14 protein-coding genes are annotated in these 14,607 nt (G+C 67.9%); 11 read left to right on the top strand and 3 right to left on the bottom strand.

Annotated elements, in window-relative coordinates:
• Window positions 1-28 precede the first annotated feature (28 nt).
• The gene (locus D0Y85_RS03700) at window positions 29-292 is read right to left on the bottom strand and encodes a DUF2007 domain-containing protein (RefSeq protein WP_117309590.1); all 264 of its coding nucleotides are present in this window, start codon (window positions 290-292) and stop codon (window positions 29-31) included.
• 195 nt (window positions 293-487) lie between these two features.
• Between D0Y85_RS03700 and D0Y85_RS03695 the strand changes: the two genes are divergently transcribed.
• From D0Y85_RS03695 to D0Y85_RS03670, 6 genes are all read left to right on the top strand, one after another.
• Window positions 488-2,236 (top strand): glutamine--tRNA ligase/YqeY domain fusion protein, encoded by a 1,749-nt coding sequence (locus D0Y85_RS03695; RefSeq protein WP_117309589.1) that lies wholly within the window; start codon window positions 488-490, stop codon window positions 2,234-2,236.
• A 43-nt stretch (window positions 2,237-2,279) separates the two neighbouring features.
• Complete coding sequence (locus D0Y85_RS03690; RefSeq protein WP_117309588.1) at window positions 2,280-2,927, top strand: hypothetical protein; 648 nt, start codon at window positions 2,280-2,282, stop codon at window positions 2,925-2,927.
• Between the two features lie 52 nt (window positions 2,928-2,979).
• Window positions 2,980-3,711, top strand: a complete 732-nt coding sequence (locus D0Y85_RS03685; protein WP_117309587.1) for a DUF6348 family protein — start codon at window positions 2,980-2,982, stop codon at window positions 3,709-3,711.
• A 96-nt stretch (window positions 3,712-3,807) separates the two neighbouring features.
• On the top strand, window positions 3,808-4,368 hold the full coding sequence (locus tag D0Y85_RS03680) for a nucleoside deaminase (protein ID WP_117309586.1): 561 nt from the start codon (window positions 3,808-3,810) through the stop codon (window positions 4,366-4,368).
• Window positions 4,352-5,419 (top strand): 23S rRNA (cytidine(2498)-2'-O)-methyltransferase RlmM, encoded by a 1,068-nt coding sequence (rlmM, locus tag D0Y85_RS03675; RefSeq protein ID WP_099782909.1) that lies wholly within the window; start codon window positions 4,352-4,354, stop codon window positions 5,417-5,419. Before D0Y85_RS03680 ends, rlmM begins: the two co-directional genes overlap by 17 nt.
• The gene (locus D0Y85_RS03670; RefSeq protein WP_117309585.1) at window positions 5,419-5,817 is read left to right on the top strand and encodes an EF-hand domain-containing protein; all 399 of its coding nucleotides are present in this window, start codon (window positions 5,419-5,421) and stop codon (window positions 5,815-5,817) included. Before rlmM ends, D0Y85_RS03670 begins: the two co-directional genes overlap by 1 nt.
• 274 nt (window positions 5,818-6,091) lie before the next feature.
• Here the strand turns inward: D0Y85_RS03670 and D0Y85_RS03665 are convergent, their stop codons facing one another.
• Both D0Y85_RS03665 and ubiH read right to left on the bottom strand, forming a co-directional pair.
• Window positions 6,092-7,273: a UbiH/UbiF family hydroxylase gene (locus tag D0Y85_RS03665; RefSeq protein ID WP_117309584.1), complete on the bottom strand. Its 1,182-nt coding sequence runs from the start codon at window positions 7,271-7,273 to the stop codon at window positions 6,092-6,094.
• Entirely contained in the window at window positions 7,270-8,475 is a 1,206-nt protein-coding gene (gene ubiH, locus D0Y85_RS03660; RefSeq protein ID WP_117309583.1) for a 2-octaprenyl-6-methoxyphenyl hydroxylase, read from the bottom strand. The genes D0Y85_RS03665 and ubiH overlap by 4 nt, the downstream gene beginning before the upstream one ends.
• Before the next feature lie 108 nt (window positions 8,476-8,583).
• Here ubiH and D0Y85_RS03655 point away from each other — a divergent pair, with 108 nt between their 5' ends.
• The 5 genes from D0Y85_RS03655 to D0Y85_RS03635 all read left to right on the top strand — a co-directional run bounded on the left by D0Y85_RS03655 (window position 8,584) and on the right by D0Y85_RS03635 (window position 14,607).
• Entirely contained in the window at window positions 8,584-9,168 is a 585-nt protein-coding gene (locus tag D0Y85_RS03655; RefSeq protein WP_117309582.1) for a hypothetical protein, read from the top strand.
• Between the two features lie 8 nt (window positions 9,169-9,176).
• Window positions 9,177-9,731 (top strand): cob(I)yrinic acid a,c-diamide adenosyltransferase, encoded by a 555-nt coding sequence (locus D0Y85_RS03650; protein ID WP_117309581.1) that lies wholly within the window; start codon window positions 9,177-9,179, stop codon window positions 9,729-9,731.
• Between the two features lie 6 nt (window positions 9,732-9,737).
• The gene (locus D0Y85_RS03645; protein ID WP_117309580.1) at window positions 9,738-10,676 is read left to right on the top strand and encodes a histone deacetylase family protein; all 939 of its coding nucleotides are present in this window, start codon (window positions 9,738-9,740) and stop codon (window positions 10,674-10,676) included.
• Between the two features lie 89 nt (window positions 10,677-10,765).
• Window positions 10,766-13,267 carry an LPS-assembly protein LptD gene (lptD, locus tag D0Y85_RS03640; RefSeq protein WP_240329340.1) on the top strand — a complete coding sequence of 834 codons (2,502 nt, stop codon included), beginning with the start codon at window positions 10,766-10,768 and terminating at the stop codon, window positions 13,265-13,267.
• Window positions 13,264-14,607: a peptidylprolyl isomerase gene (locus D0Y85_RS03635; RefSeq protein ID WP_117309578.1), complete on the top strand. Its 1,344-nt coding sequence runs from the start codon at window positions 13,264-13,266 to the stop codon at window positions 14,605-14,607. The genes lptD and D0Y85_RS03635 overlap by 4 nt, the downstream gene beginning before the upstream one ends.

The raw sequence follows: 14,607 nt of genomic DNA, 5'->3' as shown, positions 1-14,607 counted from the left end.
CCTGTCCGATTCCCAACATGATGCGCTCCTACGCCGGAAGCCCGGCAATGTCGTCGGCATCTGAAATGGGGGCGTCTGTGGCGTGGCCCAAGTCCAGCGCCGCCACGATGTCTTCGGCCTGTGGCCGCGCGGCGTCGGGAATACCGACCCGCAGCACGCCGAACAGCGGCAGCTCACCCATGCCTCCCAGCAGCGACTCGCCGAACACGAACGCCGGGATGCCAGCGTCTTCCAGCGCGTGCTTGACCAGGTGGGCGTCGAACAGATTGTCGGCCTTGTACACGATGTGCATGCGGCAGCTCCGTGGGACAGGATTCCAGCATACGCCCGGGGGCTGAATGGTGCCGCTGCGCTCGCCGGGCATGGCCCGGCGCTACCGGTGCGGGATGGTAGCGCCGGGCCATGCCCGGCCAGCGTAGCGGCCCCCGGGCAGCCCTTCCCGGTAAGCGTTAGACTGGCAATCTTTCTGCCTTTCTTTCGCCGACTCATGTCAGAGCACACCCCCGCCAGCCCCGAGACCCCCGCCGACAGCCACGAGAAGCGCGATTTCATCCGCCAGATCGTGCGCGAGGACCTGGCCAGCGGTAAGCACCAGGCGATCAAGACCCGCTTCCCGCCCGAGCCGAACGGCTACCTGCACATCGGTCACGCCAAGTCGATCTGCCTGAACTTCGGCGTCGCCGGCGAGTTCGGCGGCGTCTGCAACCTGCGTTTCGACGACACCAACCCGGCCAAGGAAGACCCGGAGTACGTGGCCGCGATCCAGGACGACGTGCGCTGGCTGGGCTTTGAGTGGAACGAGCTGCGCCATGCGTCGGATTACTTCGACGCCTACTACCTGGCCGCCGAGAAGCTGATCGCCGACGGCAAGGCCTACGTCTGTGACCTGTCGGCCGAGGAAGTGCGCGCCTACCGCGGCACCCTGACCGAACCGGGCCGGCCCTCGCCGTGGCGCGACCGCAGCGTCGAGGAAAACCTGGACCTGTTCCGCCGCATGCGCGCCGGTGAATTCCCCGATGGCGCGCGCACCGTGCGCGCCAAGATCGACATGGCCAGCGGCAACATCAACCTGCGCGATCCGGCCCTGTACCGCATCAAGCACGTCGAACACCAGAACACCGGCAACGCCTGGCCGATCTACCCGATGTATGACTTCGCCCATGCACTGGGCGATTCGATCGAAGGCATCACCCACTCGCTGTGCACGCTGGAGTTCGAAGACCACCGCCCGCTGTACGACTGGTGCGTGGACAACGTCGACTTCGCCCACGATGACGCGCTGACCCAGCCGCTGGTCGACGCCGGCCTGCCGCGCGAAGCGGCCAAGCCGCGCCAGATCGAGTTCTCGCGCCTGAACATCAACTACACGGTGATGAGCAAGCGCAAGCTGATGGCGCTGGTCACCGAACAGCTGGTGGACGGCTGGGAAGACCCGCGCATGCCGACCCTGCAGGGCCTGCGTCGCCGTGGCTACACGCCGGCGGCAATGCGCCTGTTCGCCGAGCGCGTGGGCATCAGCAAGCAGAATTCGCTGATCGATTTCAGCGTACTGGAAGGCGCGCTGCGCGAAGACCTGGACAGCGCCGCGCCGCGCCGCATGGCCGTGGTCGACCCGGTCAAGCTGGTGCTGACCAACCTGGCCGACGGCCACGAAGAGCAGCTGACCTTCAGCAACCACCCGAAGGACGAGAGCTTCGGTACCCGCGAAGTGCCGTTCGCACGTGAAGTGTGGATCGACCGCGAGGACTTTGCCGAAGTGCCGCCGAAGGGCTGGAAGCGCCTGGTTCCCGGTGGCGAAGTGCGCCTGCGCGGCGCCGGCATCATCCGCTGCGATGAAGTGATCAAGGATGCCGACGGCACCATCACCGAACTGCGCGGCTGGCTGGATCCGGAGTCGCGCCCGGGCATGGAAGGCGCCAACCGCAAGGTCAAGGGCACCATCCACTGGGTCAGCGCGGTGCACGGCGTGCCGGCCGAGATCCGCCTGTATGACCGCCTGTTCTCGGTGCCGAACCCGGACGATGAATCGGAAGGCAAGACCTACCGCGATTACCTCAATCCGGAATCACGCCGCACCGTCATCGGCTATGTCGAGCCGGCAGCTGCCACCGCGGCGCCGGAACAGTCGTTCCAGTTCGAGCGCACCGGCTACTTCGTTGCCGACCGCCGCGACCACACCGCAGCCAGGCCGGTGTTCAACCGCAGCGTGACCCTGCGCGACACCTGGTCGGCCTGAGGACCTGCGCGGGCGCCGGGATGGCGCCCGCGCGACCGCGACCATGATCACCGCCCTGTCCGCTCTGCTCTGGTTCATCTCGCAGCATCCGCTGCTGACGTTCTTTGCAGCGATGGTGCTGGCCGGGCTGGTCTCGTGGTGGCGGCGCTTTCCGGGCTATGCCATCGTGGTGTTCCCGCTGGCGATGCTCAACATCTTCCTCGGCAGCTTCCTCAACGCCACCTTCCTCAATGCGGTGGGCGAGCGTGGCGAAGCGGTGATCGTCAAGGCCGAGGAAACCAACTCCACGCTCAACGAACAGTACATCTGGCGCTACGAAGCGGTGCTGCGTACCGCCGAGGGCCGCGATGTGGAAGTGGTGTTCCACACCAACACCGCCTCGCTGTGGCCGCTGGAGAACGCGATCCGGATTCCGGCACGGGACCAGCCGTTCGTGGTGAAGTACACACCGGGCTTCCCGCGCAACTTCGTCATCCTCACCAACGAATCCCCGCACGGCATCGCCCAGGGCCGTGCCAGCGCGCGCGAGCGCGTGGACGTGGCAGCACGCAAGCTGCATTTCAGCCCGGGCAATGCCGATTTCCGCGCGGACTATCGCCGCGAGCTGGAAAGCTGGCTGCGTGACCACGGCAACGATCCGCAGCAGCAACCCGACGCGCAGCGATATCGCGCCGAACTCGACGCACTGTAGCGCCAGCCCTGCCTGACAGGTGTGTTCCTCCCCTGCAAACCAAGTGCCTCCGATGACCAAGACCGCGTCTCCCCTTCTGCCGCTGCTGCAACAGGTCCTGCTGGGCCGTGACATCGCCTGCACCGTCGAGGGCGACGGACTGCTGCTCGACAGTGGCCTGCACCTGACCCCGCACGGCGTCGCCAGCAACGAACGCGACAACGGCGGCTGGCAGACCTCCTCCGTCATCGAGAGCCGTCACGCGGGCTTGTTCGCCGATGGCCTGTTCGAGTACCAGCACGCCAATGGCGCATCCGAACAGGAATCCCTGCTGTCCGGCTTCGAGACTTGGGTGCGGGTGGATCTGGCAACCCTGCAGGCTGCCATCGGCGCCGACGACGCACCGGATCTGCCGATGATGGGACTGACCTACCCGACCAACGAAGACGGCCGGGAACACGAGCGCACCGTGGTGCTGGGACCGCTGGCCCATTACCGCGCCCGCGAACTGGACGACGCCGCTGCATGCAGCGAAGACGACCACGGCTCCTGCCCCTGCTGCCTGTTCACCAGGAGCATCGACGCCTTCGACGACCTGCTGAAGGCTCATCACTTCCTGGCCATCCGCCTGTTCGCTTCGCGCGACGAGCAGGGCCAGTGCGAAGCCGACTGCCGGGTCAACGGCCATGACTTCGCCCCTGCCCTGCCGCTGCTGCGTGCCTATGCCGCGCGCTGGCCGCAGGCGGGGCTGGAATTCCGCAAGCAGTACGTGGTGATCCGCACCGGCTCACCCTCAGCGGCCTGAATCCAGCGCGCACGCCCGGTACATGCCACTGCCGCTACACTGCGCGCCGACATCTGTTGCACCTGTTCCTTTCACTCCCAACGAGGCACCCCCGCGATGCTGTACGCGCAAGTCCACCTGACCCTTCCCGCCTGGATCCACGACCAGATCGACCTGGATCGTCGATATCCGGGCGACGAGGCCAAGGTCGCGCTGGCGATCGAGCTGTCGCGGCTGAACGTCGACCACGCCAGTGGCGGCCCGTTCGGCGCCGTGGTGTTCGGGCCGGATGACAAGGTGATCGCTGCCGGCGTGAACCGGGTGATGCCGCATTCGACCTCGCTGGCGCACGCCGAGAACATGGCCTACATGCTGGCCCAGCAGCGCCTGCAGACCCCGCGCCTGAACGCGGTGCTGTCGCCGGTCACCCTGGCCACCAGTTCGCAGCCATGCTGCCAGTGCTACGGCGCCACCGTGTGGGCCGGCATCGACCGCCTGCTGATCGGCGCCAGTTCGGCCGACGTGGAAGAACTGACCCCGTTCGATGAAGGCCCGCTGCCGGCCGACTGGGTGGGCGAGCTCAACAAGCGCGGCATCGACGTGGTGCAGGGCCTGAACCGGGATGCGGCGCGCAGCGTGCTGCGTGCCTATGGGGAGAGCAATGGCGCCCGTTACTGAGGCCGGCATCGGCCTGCTGTGCCTGTGCCGGCAGGGCTTCGAGCCCGAGCTGGCCGGCGAACTGCAGTTTCGCGCTGGCGCCGCCGGTTTTGCCGGCTACGCCCGTACACAGCGCAACGACGGCTACGTGCTCTTCATGTGTGATGAAGCCGCAGCGCTTGCACCGCGACTGCCGTGGCGCGAGCTGATCTTCGCCCGCCAGAAGCTGGTGGTGCTGGCCGAGCTGCCACAGCTGGACCCGGCCGACCGCATCACGCCGATGCTGGACGTGCTGGCCGATGCGCCGCGCTTCGGTGATCTGTGGGTGGAACACCCCGATTCGGATGCCGGCAAACCCTTGTCCGGGCTCGCGCGTGCCTTCGGCAACGCCCTGCGCCCGGCGCTGCGCAAGGCCGGCAAACTCAGCGACAAACCCAATGCACGCCTGCCGCGCCTGCACGTGGTGTTCGTCGATGGCACGCATGCCTTCATCTGCGTGGCCAACCCGGACGACAGTGCACCTTGGGCGTTGGGCATTCCGCGCCTGAAGCTGTTGCCCGACGCGCCTTCGCGTTCGGCATTGAAGCTGGATGAAGCGCTGCTGACCCTGCTCGCCCCGGAAGAACGCGAAGCGCTGGTCCGTCCGGGCATGCGTGCGGCCGATCTGGGCGCGGCACCCGGCGGCTGGACGTGGGTACTGACCCGCCAGCACGTGCATGTGCTGAGCATCGACAACGGTCCGCTGCGCCAGCACGTGCTGGACACCGGTCTGGTCGAGCACCTGCGCGCCGATGGCTTCCATTGGCACCCGGAGCAACCGCTGGACTGGATGGTCTGCGATATGGTCGAGCAGCCGCGTCGCGTCGCCGAACGCATGGCCACCTGGTTCCGCGAGGGCTGGTGCAGGCACGCGATCTTCAACCTGAAGCTGCCGATGAAGAAACGCTGGGAAGAAACCCGCCTGTGCCTGGACCTGTTCCAGGAGCAGGCCGGCAAGCCGCTGGTGGTACGTGCCAAGCAGCTGTACCACGACCGTGAGGAAATCACGGTGCTGGCGTCGCCGCTGCGCTGATGGACATCCCGCGCATTTCCCTGCTGCTGTGTACCGCGGTGCTGGCAGTGCCGGCACTGGCACAGCCGGCGCGCCCGCAGCCGGCACAGAGCGCCCCGCTGCGCGATGACAGTGGCGTGGTCCGCCAGCAGTCACTGTCGGCCGGCCGCGTGACCGGCAGCGTCGACATCGTGGTGCCGCTGGGCGAAACCCCGGTAACGGTGCGCTCGCTGGCGCCGGCCAGCGTGGTCGGCCAGTACCGCATCCATTTCGCCGAGCTGGACGTGAACGCTGATGGTTTCATCAGCCGTGACGAAGCACTGACCAATCCGGCGCTTTCCGATGAGTTCAACGCATTGGACAGCAAGCGCCGCGGCAAGCTGGACCGCGCTGACCTTGCCGGTTGGCTGATCGATTGAACCGATTCCGGTAGCGCCGGGCCATGCCCGGCGGGATCGGTGAACCGCGCTGCGCGCTCGCCGGGCATGGCCCGGCGCTACCGGCGGATGATCCGGGGCTCGCGCGCCAGCCAAGGTTGGCGTCTACAGAAGCGATTCGCTGCAGACCGGCATGGCCCGCTTTTGGTAGGTGCCAACCTTGGTTGGCACAAGGCCGGAAGGCCCTCACTCCAGCTGGGGCGAGGATGCCCGATCGACGCGCCAACCAAGGTTGGCATGTACCAGGGCCTCGCCGTCACACCCCTGCGGCGCGCTTCCAGAAGGCCTGCACCAGCGGCGGCCACTTGCCTGCGCAGCCCAGCGCGCGGCCACGCGCCAGGGTCAGGTGCATCTCGTCGTTGGAGAACAGCCGGTTGATCGCGTCGAAGCTGTAGGCGGCGATCTGGTTGTCGCTGCGACGCTCACGCGCCCAGCGCTGCACGCGCTGCGGCGACAACCGGGGTTGTCCGCGCCGTTCGGCCGATGGCGCCAGCCAGTGCTGCAGGGCGGCAACATCGCGCAGGCCGAGGTTGACGCCTTGCCCGGCCAGCGGATGCACCACGTGGGCGGCATCGCCCAGCGCCAGCACGCGACCGGCCACGTAGTGGCGGGCCAGCTGCCGGCGCAGCGGGAAGGCCGCGCGCGGCGAGGCCAGCCGCAGCTCACCCAGGCGCGCGGCGAAAGCGCGGGTCAGTTCACGATTGAATGCGTCTTCGTCCAGGGCCAGTACGCGTGCCGCCTCGTCGTCGGGCAACGTCCAGACGATGGAACTGCGGCGCTCGGCCACCGGCAACAGCGCCAGCGGACCGGTCGGCAGGAAACGCTGCCAGGCCGTGGCCTGGTTGGGCAGCTCGCTGTCCACATAGGCGACCACACCGCGCTGCTGGTAGTCGTGGCGTTCGACGTCGATCCCGGCCAGTCCGCGCAGGGTCGATTCAGCGCCATCGGCGGCCACCGCCAGTGCGGCTTCGATGCGACGACCATCATCCAGGCGCAGGCGCACAGCGTGCTCGTCCTGTTCAAGCGCTTCCACCCGCGCCGGGCAATGCAGCTCCACGCCAGCTGCCGGCAGCGCCGCCCACAGGCGATCCTGCAGCAAGCCGTTCTCGACGATGAAACCCAGCTCGCGACGGCCGAAGCGGTCCGCGTCGAACAGCAGGTCGTCGCCACCGGCCGCGTCCCACACCTGCATGCGCCGGTACGGCCAGGCGCGCGCCTGCGCGATCGTCGGCCACACGCCGAGGCGCTCAAGCAACTGCACGTTGTCGGCGGCGAAGGCGAACACCCGCAGATCCGGCTGTGCGGCCCGCCAGGGTGCCGGTTCACGCCCTTCCACCAGCGTTACGGCAAGGCCGGCATCGGCCAGCGCCAGCGCACAGGCGGCGCCGACCACACCGCCGCCAACGATGGCCACGTCCAGGCGTGCGCGCCGGTTCATGCGGCTTCTCCACGGCACAGGCGCGGCACATCGCCACGGAAGCCCATCGCACCACCGACCAGCATCGACTGCACCGAGGCGCGCTGTGCGGCCACCAGGCCCAGGCTGCGCAGCGGGCGCAGCAGCGGCGCCGGATTGCTGGTCAGCCGGGCAAGGCCGCCGGAGAACGCCACCGTCTGCCGTCGATCTTCTTCGCGGCGGGCCACGTAGGACCGCAGCAGTGCGTCGCTGCCGGCATCGCCCTCCACTTCCAGCAGCTCGGCCAACGTCAGTGCATCGCGCAGGCCGAGGTTGAAACCCTGCGCACCCAGCGGGTGGATGGTCTGCGCGGCATTGCCCAGCAGCACCGTGCGCTCCCCCACCAACGCGCGCGCCAGTACCTGGATCAGCGGATAGGCACTGCGCGGGCCAGAGTCGAGCAGGCGGCCCGCGCGCCAGCCGATGGCCTGCTGCAGGCGCTGCAGCCAGGCGGTGTCGTCCAGCGCCATCACCGCCTCGGCCTGGTCACGGGCAACACCGTGGACGGTGCCGAAATGGCGGTCGCCACGCGGCAGCAACGCCGTCGGGCCGGTATCGGTGAAACGCTCCCAGGCGGTGCCATCGGGGGCGCGCTGGCTGCGCACGCGGGCCACGAACAGCGTCTGCTGGAAGTCGTGCCGATCAACGTCGATGCCCAACGCATCGCGCACGCCGCTGCTGGTGCCGTCGGCACCGACCACCAGCCGCGCCAGCAGCACCTGCTCGCCGCTGTCATCGGCCACCCGCACCTGGCGGTAGCCATCAATCACCTCGCCCAGGCCAAGGAAACGCATCGGCCGGTAGCGGCGCAGCCGTGACAACTCCTGCAGCCGGCTTTCCAGCGCCTGGCCGAAATCACGCGCCACCACCACCTGGCCGAACCAGGGCCGGTCGTACTGTGCGGCATCGAGCTGCACACGGCCGAAATCGCCAGCGCGGCTGACATGGATGCGGCGGATCGGACCGGGCGCCATCGTCAGCTTCTGCATGACCCCCAACGCAGTCAGCGCGTTGATCGTGGCGGCGGCAAAACTGAGGTTGCGCTGGTCGAACACTGCCGGCAGCTCCCCGGCCGGGCTGGCTTCGAGCAGCCCCACGTCGCGGCCCAGGCGGTCCAGGGCGATGGCCAGGCTGGCACCCACCAGACCGCCACCGACGATCAGCACGTCATGTCGTTCACTCATGGGCGCATGATACGCGCTCGCCGTGCCGGCATGCCCCACGCCGCCGCTCCTGCGCCAAGCGCCGCGCCGGGCTAGAATGAAACCTGAATCCGCCCCGGCCCCACCGCCATGTCCGACTCCGCCCCCCGCGCCTTCGTCCTGTCAGTGCTCGTGCTGTTGCTGGCGGCAACCCGCGTCAATCACTTCGCGGCAATCCCGGATGCCTCTTGGGCGGTGTTCTTCATCGGCGGCTTCTACCTCGCCCGCTGGACCCGCTGGGCGTTCCCGCTGCTGATGGTGTTCGCGGTGCTGGTCGACTGGATCGTTATCCGCAGCAGCGGCCTCGATTTCTGGCAACACTACTGCGTGTCGCCGGGCTACTGGCTGCTGTTGCCGGCCTACTTCGCCATGTGGGCCGGTGGCATGCTGCTGGGCCGCAACTACCGCAGCGCGAACTGGTCGGTGCTGGGCAAGGGTGCCCTGCTGCTGGTGGCGTCGGTGGCGCTGTGCCATCTGCTGGCGCAGGGCGGTTTCTACTGGACCAGCCAGAACGTGGCCGAGCCGACCGTGGCCGGCTGGGCACAGAACTACGCCCAGTGGTTCGGCCCCTACCTGCGCACCACCACGATCTACGTGGCCCTGGCCGCCGCACTGCAGCTGGCCGTGGAGCAGGTGCTCAAGCTCCTGCAGGCCCGCCGCGACATCCAGCACTGAGCCACGCCATGGGTCATCGCCTCTCGCGCGTCTACACCCGCACCGGCGACGACGGCAGCACCGGCCTGGGTGACGGCAGCCGGGTCGGCAAGGATGACCTGCGTGTTGCGTCCTATGGCACCGTCGATGAAGCCAACGCCACGCTCGGCCTGTTGTTGGCCGTGCCGCTGCCGGAGGACGTCCGCGCGCTGGTGGTGCACCTGCAGCACCAGCTGTTCGATCTGGGCGCCGAACTGTGCATTCCCGGCCATGCGGCAATCCACGCCGCTGATGTGTCGGCGCTGGAACAGCAGCTGGACCACTACAACGCCGACCTGCCGATGCTGAAGGAGTTCATCCTGCCGGCCGGTGGCGAGGCCGCCGCGCGCTGTCACCTGGCGCGCACCGTCGTCCGCCGCGCCGAGCGCGACACGGTCGCCCTGGCCCGCGTGGAACCGGTTCGCAGCGAGGCGCTGCAGTACCTCAACCGGCTGTCAGACCTGCTGTTCGTGCTGGCCCGGGTGCTGGCACGGGCCGATGGCCACGGCGAAGCGCTGTGGCAGCCACAGCATCGCCAGCGCTGAGCCGCCATGCTGGTCTTCTCCCATCCCGCCTGCCTGCTGCACGACCCGGGCCCCGGCCATCCTGAATGCCCGCAACGCCTGCAGGTGGTGCTCGACGCGCTGCACCAGGCCTTTCCCGGGCAGCTGGACTGGCGCGAGGCGCCGCCGGCCAAGTTCGGTGAACTGACCCGGGTCCATGACAGCGCGCTGCTCGACCTGGTGCTGCAACCGCAGAGCGCACCGCTGCGCCAGCTGGACATGGATACCTGGACCTCGCCGGGCTCGGCCAGTGCCGCGGTGCATGCCGCCGGCGCAGGTGTGGCGGCCGTCGATGCGGTGATGCTGGGTGAGGATCCGCTGGCCTTCTGCGCGGTGCGCCCGCCTGGCCACCATGCCACCAGCAGCACAGCGATGGGATTCTGCCTGCTCAACAACGTCGCCATCGCCGCCGCCTACGCCCGCGACCGCCACGGCCTGGAGCGGGTCGCGGTGGTCGACTTCGACGTCCACCATGGCAATGGCACCCAGGACATCTTCCAGCACGACGCCCGGGTGTCCTACTACAGCACCCACCAGGCGGGGCTGTTCCCCGAGTCCGGTCTGCGCCGTGACCGCGGTGCCGGCAACCTGATGAACATCCTGCTGCCGCCCGGCAGTGGCGGCTTCCGCTTCCGCAACGTCTGGGCCGACGAGATGCTGCCGGCGATCGACGACTTCCGCCCCCAACTGCTGCTGATCTCGGCAGGCTTCGACGCTCACCTGCGCGACCCACAGGCGGACCTGATGCTGGAGACCGACGATTTCGCCTGGATCACCCGCGAACTGCACGCGCTGGCGCGCCGCCATGCCGCCGGCCGGGTGGTGTCGATGCTGGAGGGAGGATACGACCTGCAGGCCCTGGCCGAGTGCAGCGTGGCCCACCTGCAGGCACTGATGGCGACACCCTCCGGCAACGGGCCTGGATGAACCCGAACCGGCAGTCCGGGGTGACCTTCATTGCCCCTATGCAAGGGATGGGGCAAGCTACCGTCCGTTTTCGCCCGAATCCGAACCGCGTGCGCCGAGCCCTCCGCCTGCTTCCCCTGCCCCTGAGCATCGCCGTCTGCCTTCCGGCATGGGCTGATGACAAGCCGCTCAACTGGGGCCTTTGCCCGGCCACCGACGTGATCCCTGCGTTCACCGACGCGCCGACCCCGGTGCCCGGCCAGGACAAGGCGGCCGCCAGCGCTGCGCGCGAACAGCAGCCCACCGACATCGAGGGCGACCAGCTGCTGGGCACCACCACCGTGCCGCAGTACCAGGGCAACGTGGCGCTGCGCCGGGGCGACCAGTTCGTCGGTACCGACAAGCTCAGCTTCGATACCGAAAGTGGCAACTATGTCGCCGATGGCAACGTCCGTTACCAGGATTCCTCCATCCGGATGGTCGCCAAGCGCGCCGAGGGCAACCAGGAAAGCGACACCCACAAAATCACCGACATCCAGTACCAGCTGGTGTCCCGCCGCGGCAATGGCGAAGCCGAATCGGTCGACCTGCAGGGCGCGGTCGGGCAGATGCACCGCTCCACCTACACCACCTGCGACCCGTCGCAGCCAGTGTGGCGGCTGACGGCGCCGGAGATCGAAGTCGACAACGATGAGGGCTTCGGTACCGCCCGCAACGCCGTGCTGCGGATCGGCAAGGTGCCGATCCTGTGGGCGCCCTACTTCAAGTTCCCGATCGATGACCGGCGCAAGACCGGCCTGCTGTTCCCGCAGCTGGGCATGTCCGGCCGCAACGGTTTCGATTACGCACAACCGATCTACTTCAACCTGGCGCCGAACTACGACGACACGTTGACCCCGCGTTACATGAGCCAACGCGGCCTGATGCTCGACAACGAGTTCCGCTACCTCTACAACGGCGGCCGTGGTGAACTGCTGACCGCGTACATGCCCAACGACAAGCTGCGCGACCGTGACCGCGGCCGGGTGATGTTCGGCGGCTACCACAACCTCGACGACCACTGGCAGGCCCGCGCCAATCTGGCCTGGGTCAGCGACGAGCGCTACGTGGAAGACTTCGCCAACCGCCTGGTGGGGGTCACCGCGTCGAACCTGCAGAGCACCGTCGGCCTGTACGGCACCGGCGAGAACTGGACGGCCGGCATCATGGCCGACCGCTGGCAGCTGACCGACTACACCCTCAACGAGAGTGCGTTGGCCTACAACCGCCAGCCGCGCCTGTACTTCAACTGGGACAAGCCGCTGCTGCCGTGGCTGGAGACCGGCATCTACGCCGAGGCCGTGCGCTTCACCCACGACGACATCAACTTCAAGTACGGCGCCGAGGCGGGACCGGACCTGCAGTACACCCGCAACGGCAGCCGGCAGACCGACGGCATCGGTGTCAGCGGCGGCTCGCGACTGGACCTGAAACCGTACGTATCGTTCCCGATCAGCGGCGCGGCCTGGTATGTCACGCCGACGCTGGCCTACCGCTATACCGGTTACCAGCTGGACCGTGGACTGGTTGATGGCGTGAACGGCATCCGCGGCCAGATCCTGCGCTCGCAGGGCATCGACCCGGCCACCGCCACCCCCGAACAGCTGCGCGGCAACACCTCACCCAGCCGCAGCCTGCCCATCGCCAGCCTCGACGCCGGACTGTTCTTCGATCGTGAGACGAAGATCGGTGGCAAGTCGTTCCTGCAGACCCTGGAGCCGCGCCTGTTCTACCTGCGCACGCCGTACCGCAACCAGGACGAGCTGCCGATCTTCGATACCCGCGACTTCACCTTCAGCTGGGGCCAGCTGTTCCGCGATTCGCGCTATACCGGCGCCGATCGCCAGAACGACGCCAACCAGCTGACCATGGCGCTGAGCACCCGCTTCATCGACCAGACCACCGGCAAGGAGCGCTTCTCGGCCTCGATCGGCCAGATCCAGTACTTCGACGAATCGCGGGTAAGCGTGACCCCCGGTGGTGCGCCGGTGGAGAAGGGCAAGTCGGCCTGGATCGCCGACGGCAACTACATGATCAACGACCGCTGGACGCTGGGCGCCACCTATCAGTGGGATCCCAAGTACAAGCGCGAGGATCTGGCCAGCGTGCGTGCCCGCTACCTGATGTCCAACGACGGCGTGGTCAACCTGACCTACCGTTACCGCATCAATTCCGGCGCCCCGGCCACGGCCAACAAGCATGACCGCACCCTGCTGGAACAGGCCGACCTGTCGTTCCTGTACCCGCTGAACGAGCGCTGGAGCCTGGTCGGCCGTTATTACTACTCGCTGCAGGACAAGGAACCGCTGGAGATCATCGGTGGCGTACAGTGGGACAGCTGCTGCCTGGCCGTGCGCGCCGTGGCCCGCCGCTACGTACGCAACCGCGAAGGCGAAATGAACAACTCCATCCAGCTCGAGTTCGTGCTCAAGGGCTTGAGCTCTCTCGGCCAGGACACGGACCGCACTTTGCGCCGTGCTATCCTCGGCTACAACCGCGACGACCTCTATCTCGTGCCGCCCAGCAACACCGGAGCGACCCGCGATGACTACGATCCGAATCAGATCCCATGACCAAGAGCTTCCCCGTTCTCCTCGCATCGCTTCTGGCGGTGTCCAGCGTGTCCGCCCCCCTGCAGGTTCTTGCGCAGGAGGCCCAGCCGTTGGACCGCATCGCTGCTGTCGTCGATGAGGACGTGATCCTGCAGAGCGAGCTCCAGCGTGCGATCGCCAACATCAAGGCGCAGTACGCCGGCCGCGAGGCCCAGCTGCCGCCCGATGACGTGCTCAGCCGCCAGGTGCTCGAGCGCCTGGTGCTGGTCAAGCTGCAGGTGGCCCGTGCCCAGGGCAGTGGCATCCGTGTCAGCGACCAGGAACTGACCCAGGCGATGAATGCCATCGCCCAGCAGAACGGCTCGACCCTGGATGCCCTGCGCCAGCGCCTGGCCAGTGACGGCATCGATTTCAACGATTTCCGCGCCTCGGTGCGTGACGAGATCACCGTGCAGCGCCTGCGCCAGAGCTTCGCGCAGAGCCGCATCAGCGTCAGCGAAGGCGAGGTCGATGCTGCCCTGAAGCAGCAGGCCGATGCCGGCAACCAGTTCCACCTCGCGCACATCCTGGTCGCCCTGCCCGACGGTGCCAGCGCCGAGCAGATCGCCACCGGCCAGAAGAAGGCTGACGGCGTGAAGGCCCTGCTGGACAAGGGCGAGCTGGACTTCAACGCGGCGGCCGTGCGCTATTCCGACAGCCCCAATGCCCTGGAAGGCGGCGACCTCGGCTGGCGCACCCTGGATGAAATCCCGGCCGCGTTCGCACAGACGATGCAGCAGATGAAGCCCGGCGAAGTGGTCGGCCCGATCCGCGGCCCGAGCGGCTTCCAGCTGCTGAAGCTGGTGGAAGTGCGAGACGCCAGCGCGGCGGCAGGCACCCATACGGTCACCGAATACCACGGCCGCCATATCCTGGTGCGCGTGGACGATGCCCAGTCCGACGCGGCCGCCAAGGCCAAGATCGACACCCTGCGTGCGCGTATTGCCGGCGGTGCCGACTTCCAGCAGGTGGCCAAGGAATCGTCCGAGGACAACAACAGCAAGGGCCAGGGCGGCGATCTGGGCTGGTTCCCGGCCGACGCGTTCGGCCCGGCCTTCGGCCAGCAGGTGGCAGGCATCCAGGACGGCGGCGTGAGCCAGCCGTTCCGCACCGATGCGGGCTGGCACATCGTGCAGCGCGTGGGCACCCGCCAGACCGACGTCGGCAGTGACAACCAGCGCGCCCAGGTCCGCGAGACCATCGGTCGCCGCAAGCTGGAAGACGAGTACAACCGCTTCCTGCAGGAGCTGCGTGGCGAAGCCTACGTCAGCTTCCGCAGCGGTGACCGGGCGGAAAATACCGCCACGCCTCCGCAGTCCTGA

Source organism: Stenotrophomonas sp. G4, assembly GCF_003428825.1.
In the GTDB taxonomy this organism is placed as follows: Bacteria; Pseudomonadota; Gammaproteobacteria; order Xanthomonadales; family Xanthomonadaceae; genus Stenotrophomonas; species Stenotrophomonas indicatrix.
The sequence above is the reverse complement of the archived record's forward strand: the minus strand, read 5'-3'. Positions and strand labels throughout refer to the sequence as shown.

Excerpts from the sequence above, each read along its gene's own strand:
- D0Y85_RS03650 (WP_117309581.1), top strand. The coding sequence starts at position 9,177 with ATGGGTCATCGCCTCTCGCGCGTCTACACCCGCACCGGCGACGACGGC.
- D0Y85_RS03645 (WP_117309580.1), top strand. The coding sequence starts at position 9,738 with ATGCTGGTCTTCTCCCATCCCGCCTGCCTGCTGCACGACCCGGGCCCC.
- D0Y85_RS03695 (WP_117309589.1), top strand. The coding sequence starts at position 488 with ATGTCAGAGCACACCCCCGCCAGCCCCGAGACCCCCGCCGACAGCCAC.
- D0Y85_RS03665 (WP_117309584.1), bottom strand. The coding sequence starts at position 7,273 with ATGAACCGGCGCGCACGCCTGGACGTGGCCATCGTTGGCGGCGGTGTG.
- D0Y85_RS03670 (WP_117309585.1), top strand. The coding sequence starts at position 5,419 with ATGGACATCCCGCGCATTTCCCTGCTGCTGTGTACCGCGGTGCTGGCA.
- D0Y85_RS03700 (WP_117309590.1), bottom strand. The coding sequence starts at position 292 with ATGCACATCGTGTACAAGGCCGACAATCTGTTCGACGCCCACCTGGTC.
- D0Y85_RS03655 (WP_117309582.1), top strand. The coding sequence starts at position 8,584 with ATGTCCGACTCCGCCCCCCGCGCCTTCGTCCTGTCAGTGCTCGTGCTG.
- D0Y85_RS03680 (WP_117309586.1), top strand. The coding sequence starts at position 3,808 with ATGCTGTACGCGCAAGTCCACCTGACCCTTCCCGCCTGGATCCACGAC.
- D0Y85_RS03690 (WP_117309588.1), top strand. The coding sequence starts at position 2,280 with ATGATCACCGCCCTGTCCGCTCTGCTCTGGTTCATCTCGCAGCATCCG.
- D0Y85_RS03685 (WP_117309587.1), top strand. The coding sequence starts at position 2,980 with ATGACCAAGACCGCGTCTCCCCTTCTGCCGCTGCTGCAACAGGTCCTG.
- rlmM (WP_099782909.1), top strand. The coding sequence starts at position 4,352 with ATGGCGCCCGTTACTGAGGCCGGCATCGGCCTGCTGTGCCTGTGCCGG.
- ubiH (WP_117309583.1), bottom strand. The coding sequence starts at position 8,475 with ATGAGTGAACGACATGACGTGCTGATCGTCGGTGGCGGTCTGGTGGGT.
- D0Y85_RS03635 (WP_117309578.1), top strand. The coding sequence starts at position 13,264 with ATGACCAAGAGCTTCCCCGTTCTCCTCGCATCGCTTCTGGCGGTGTCC.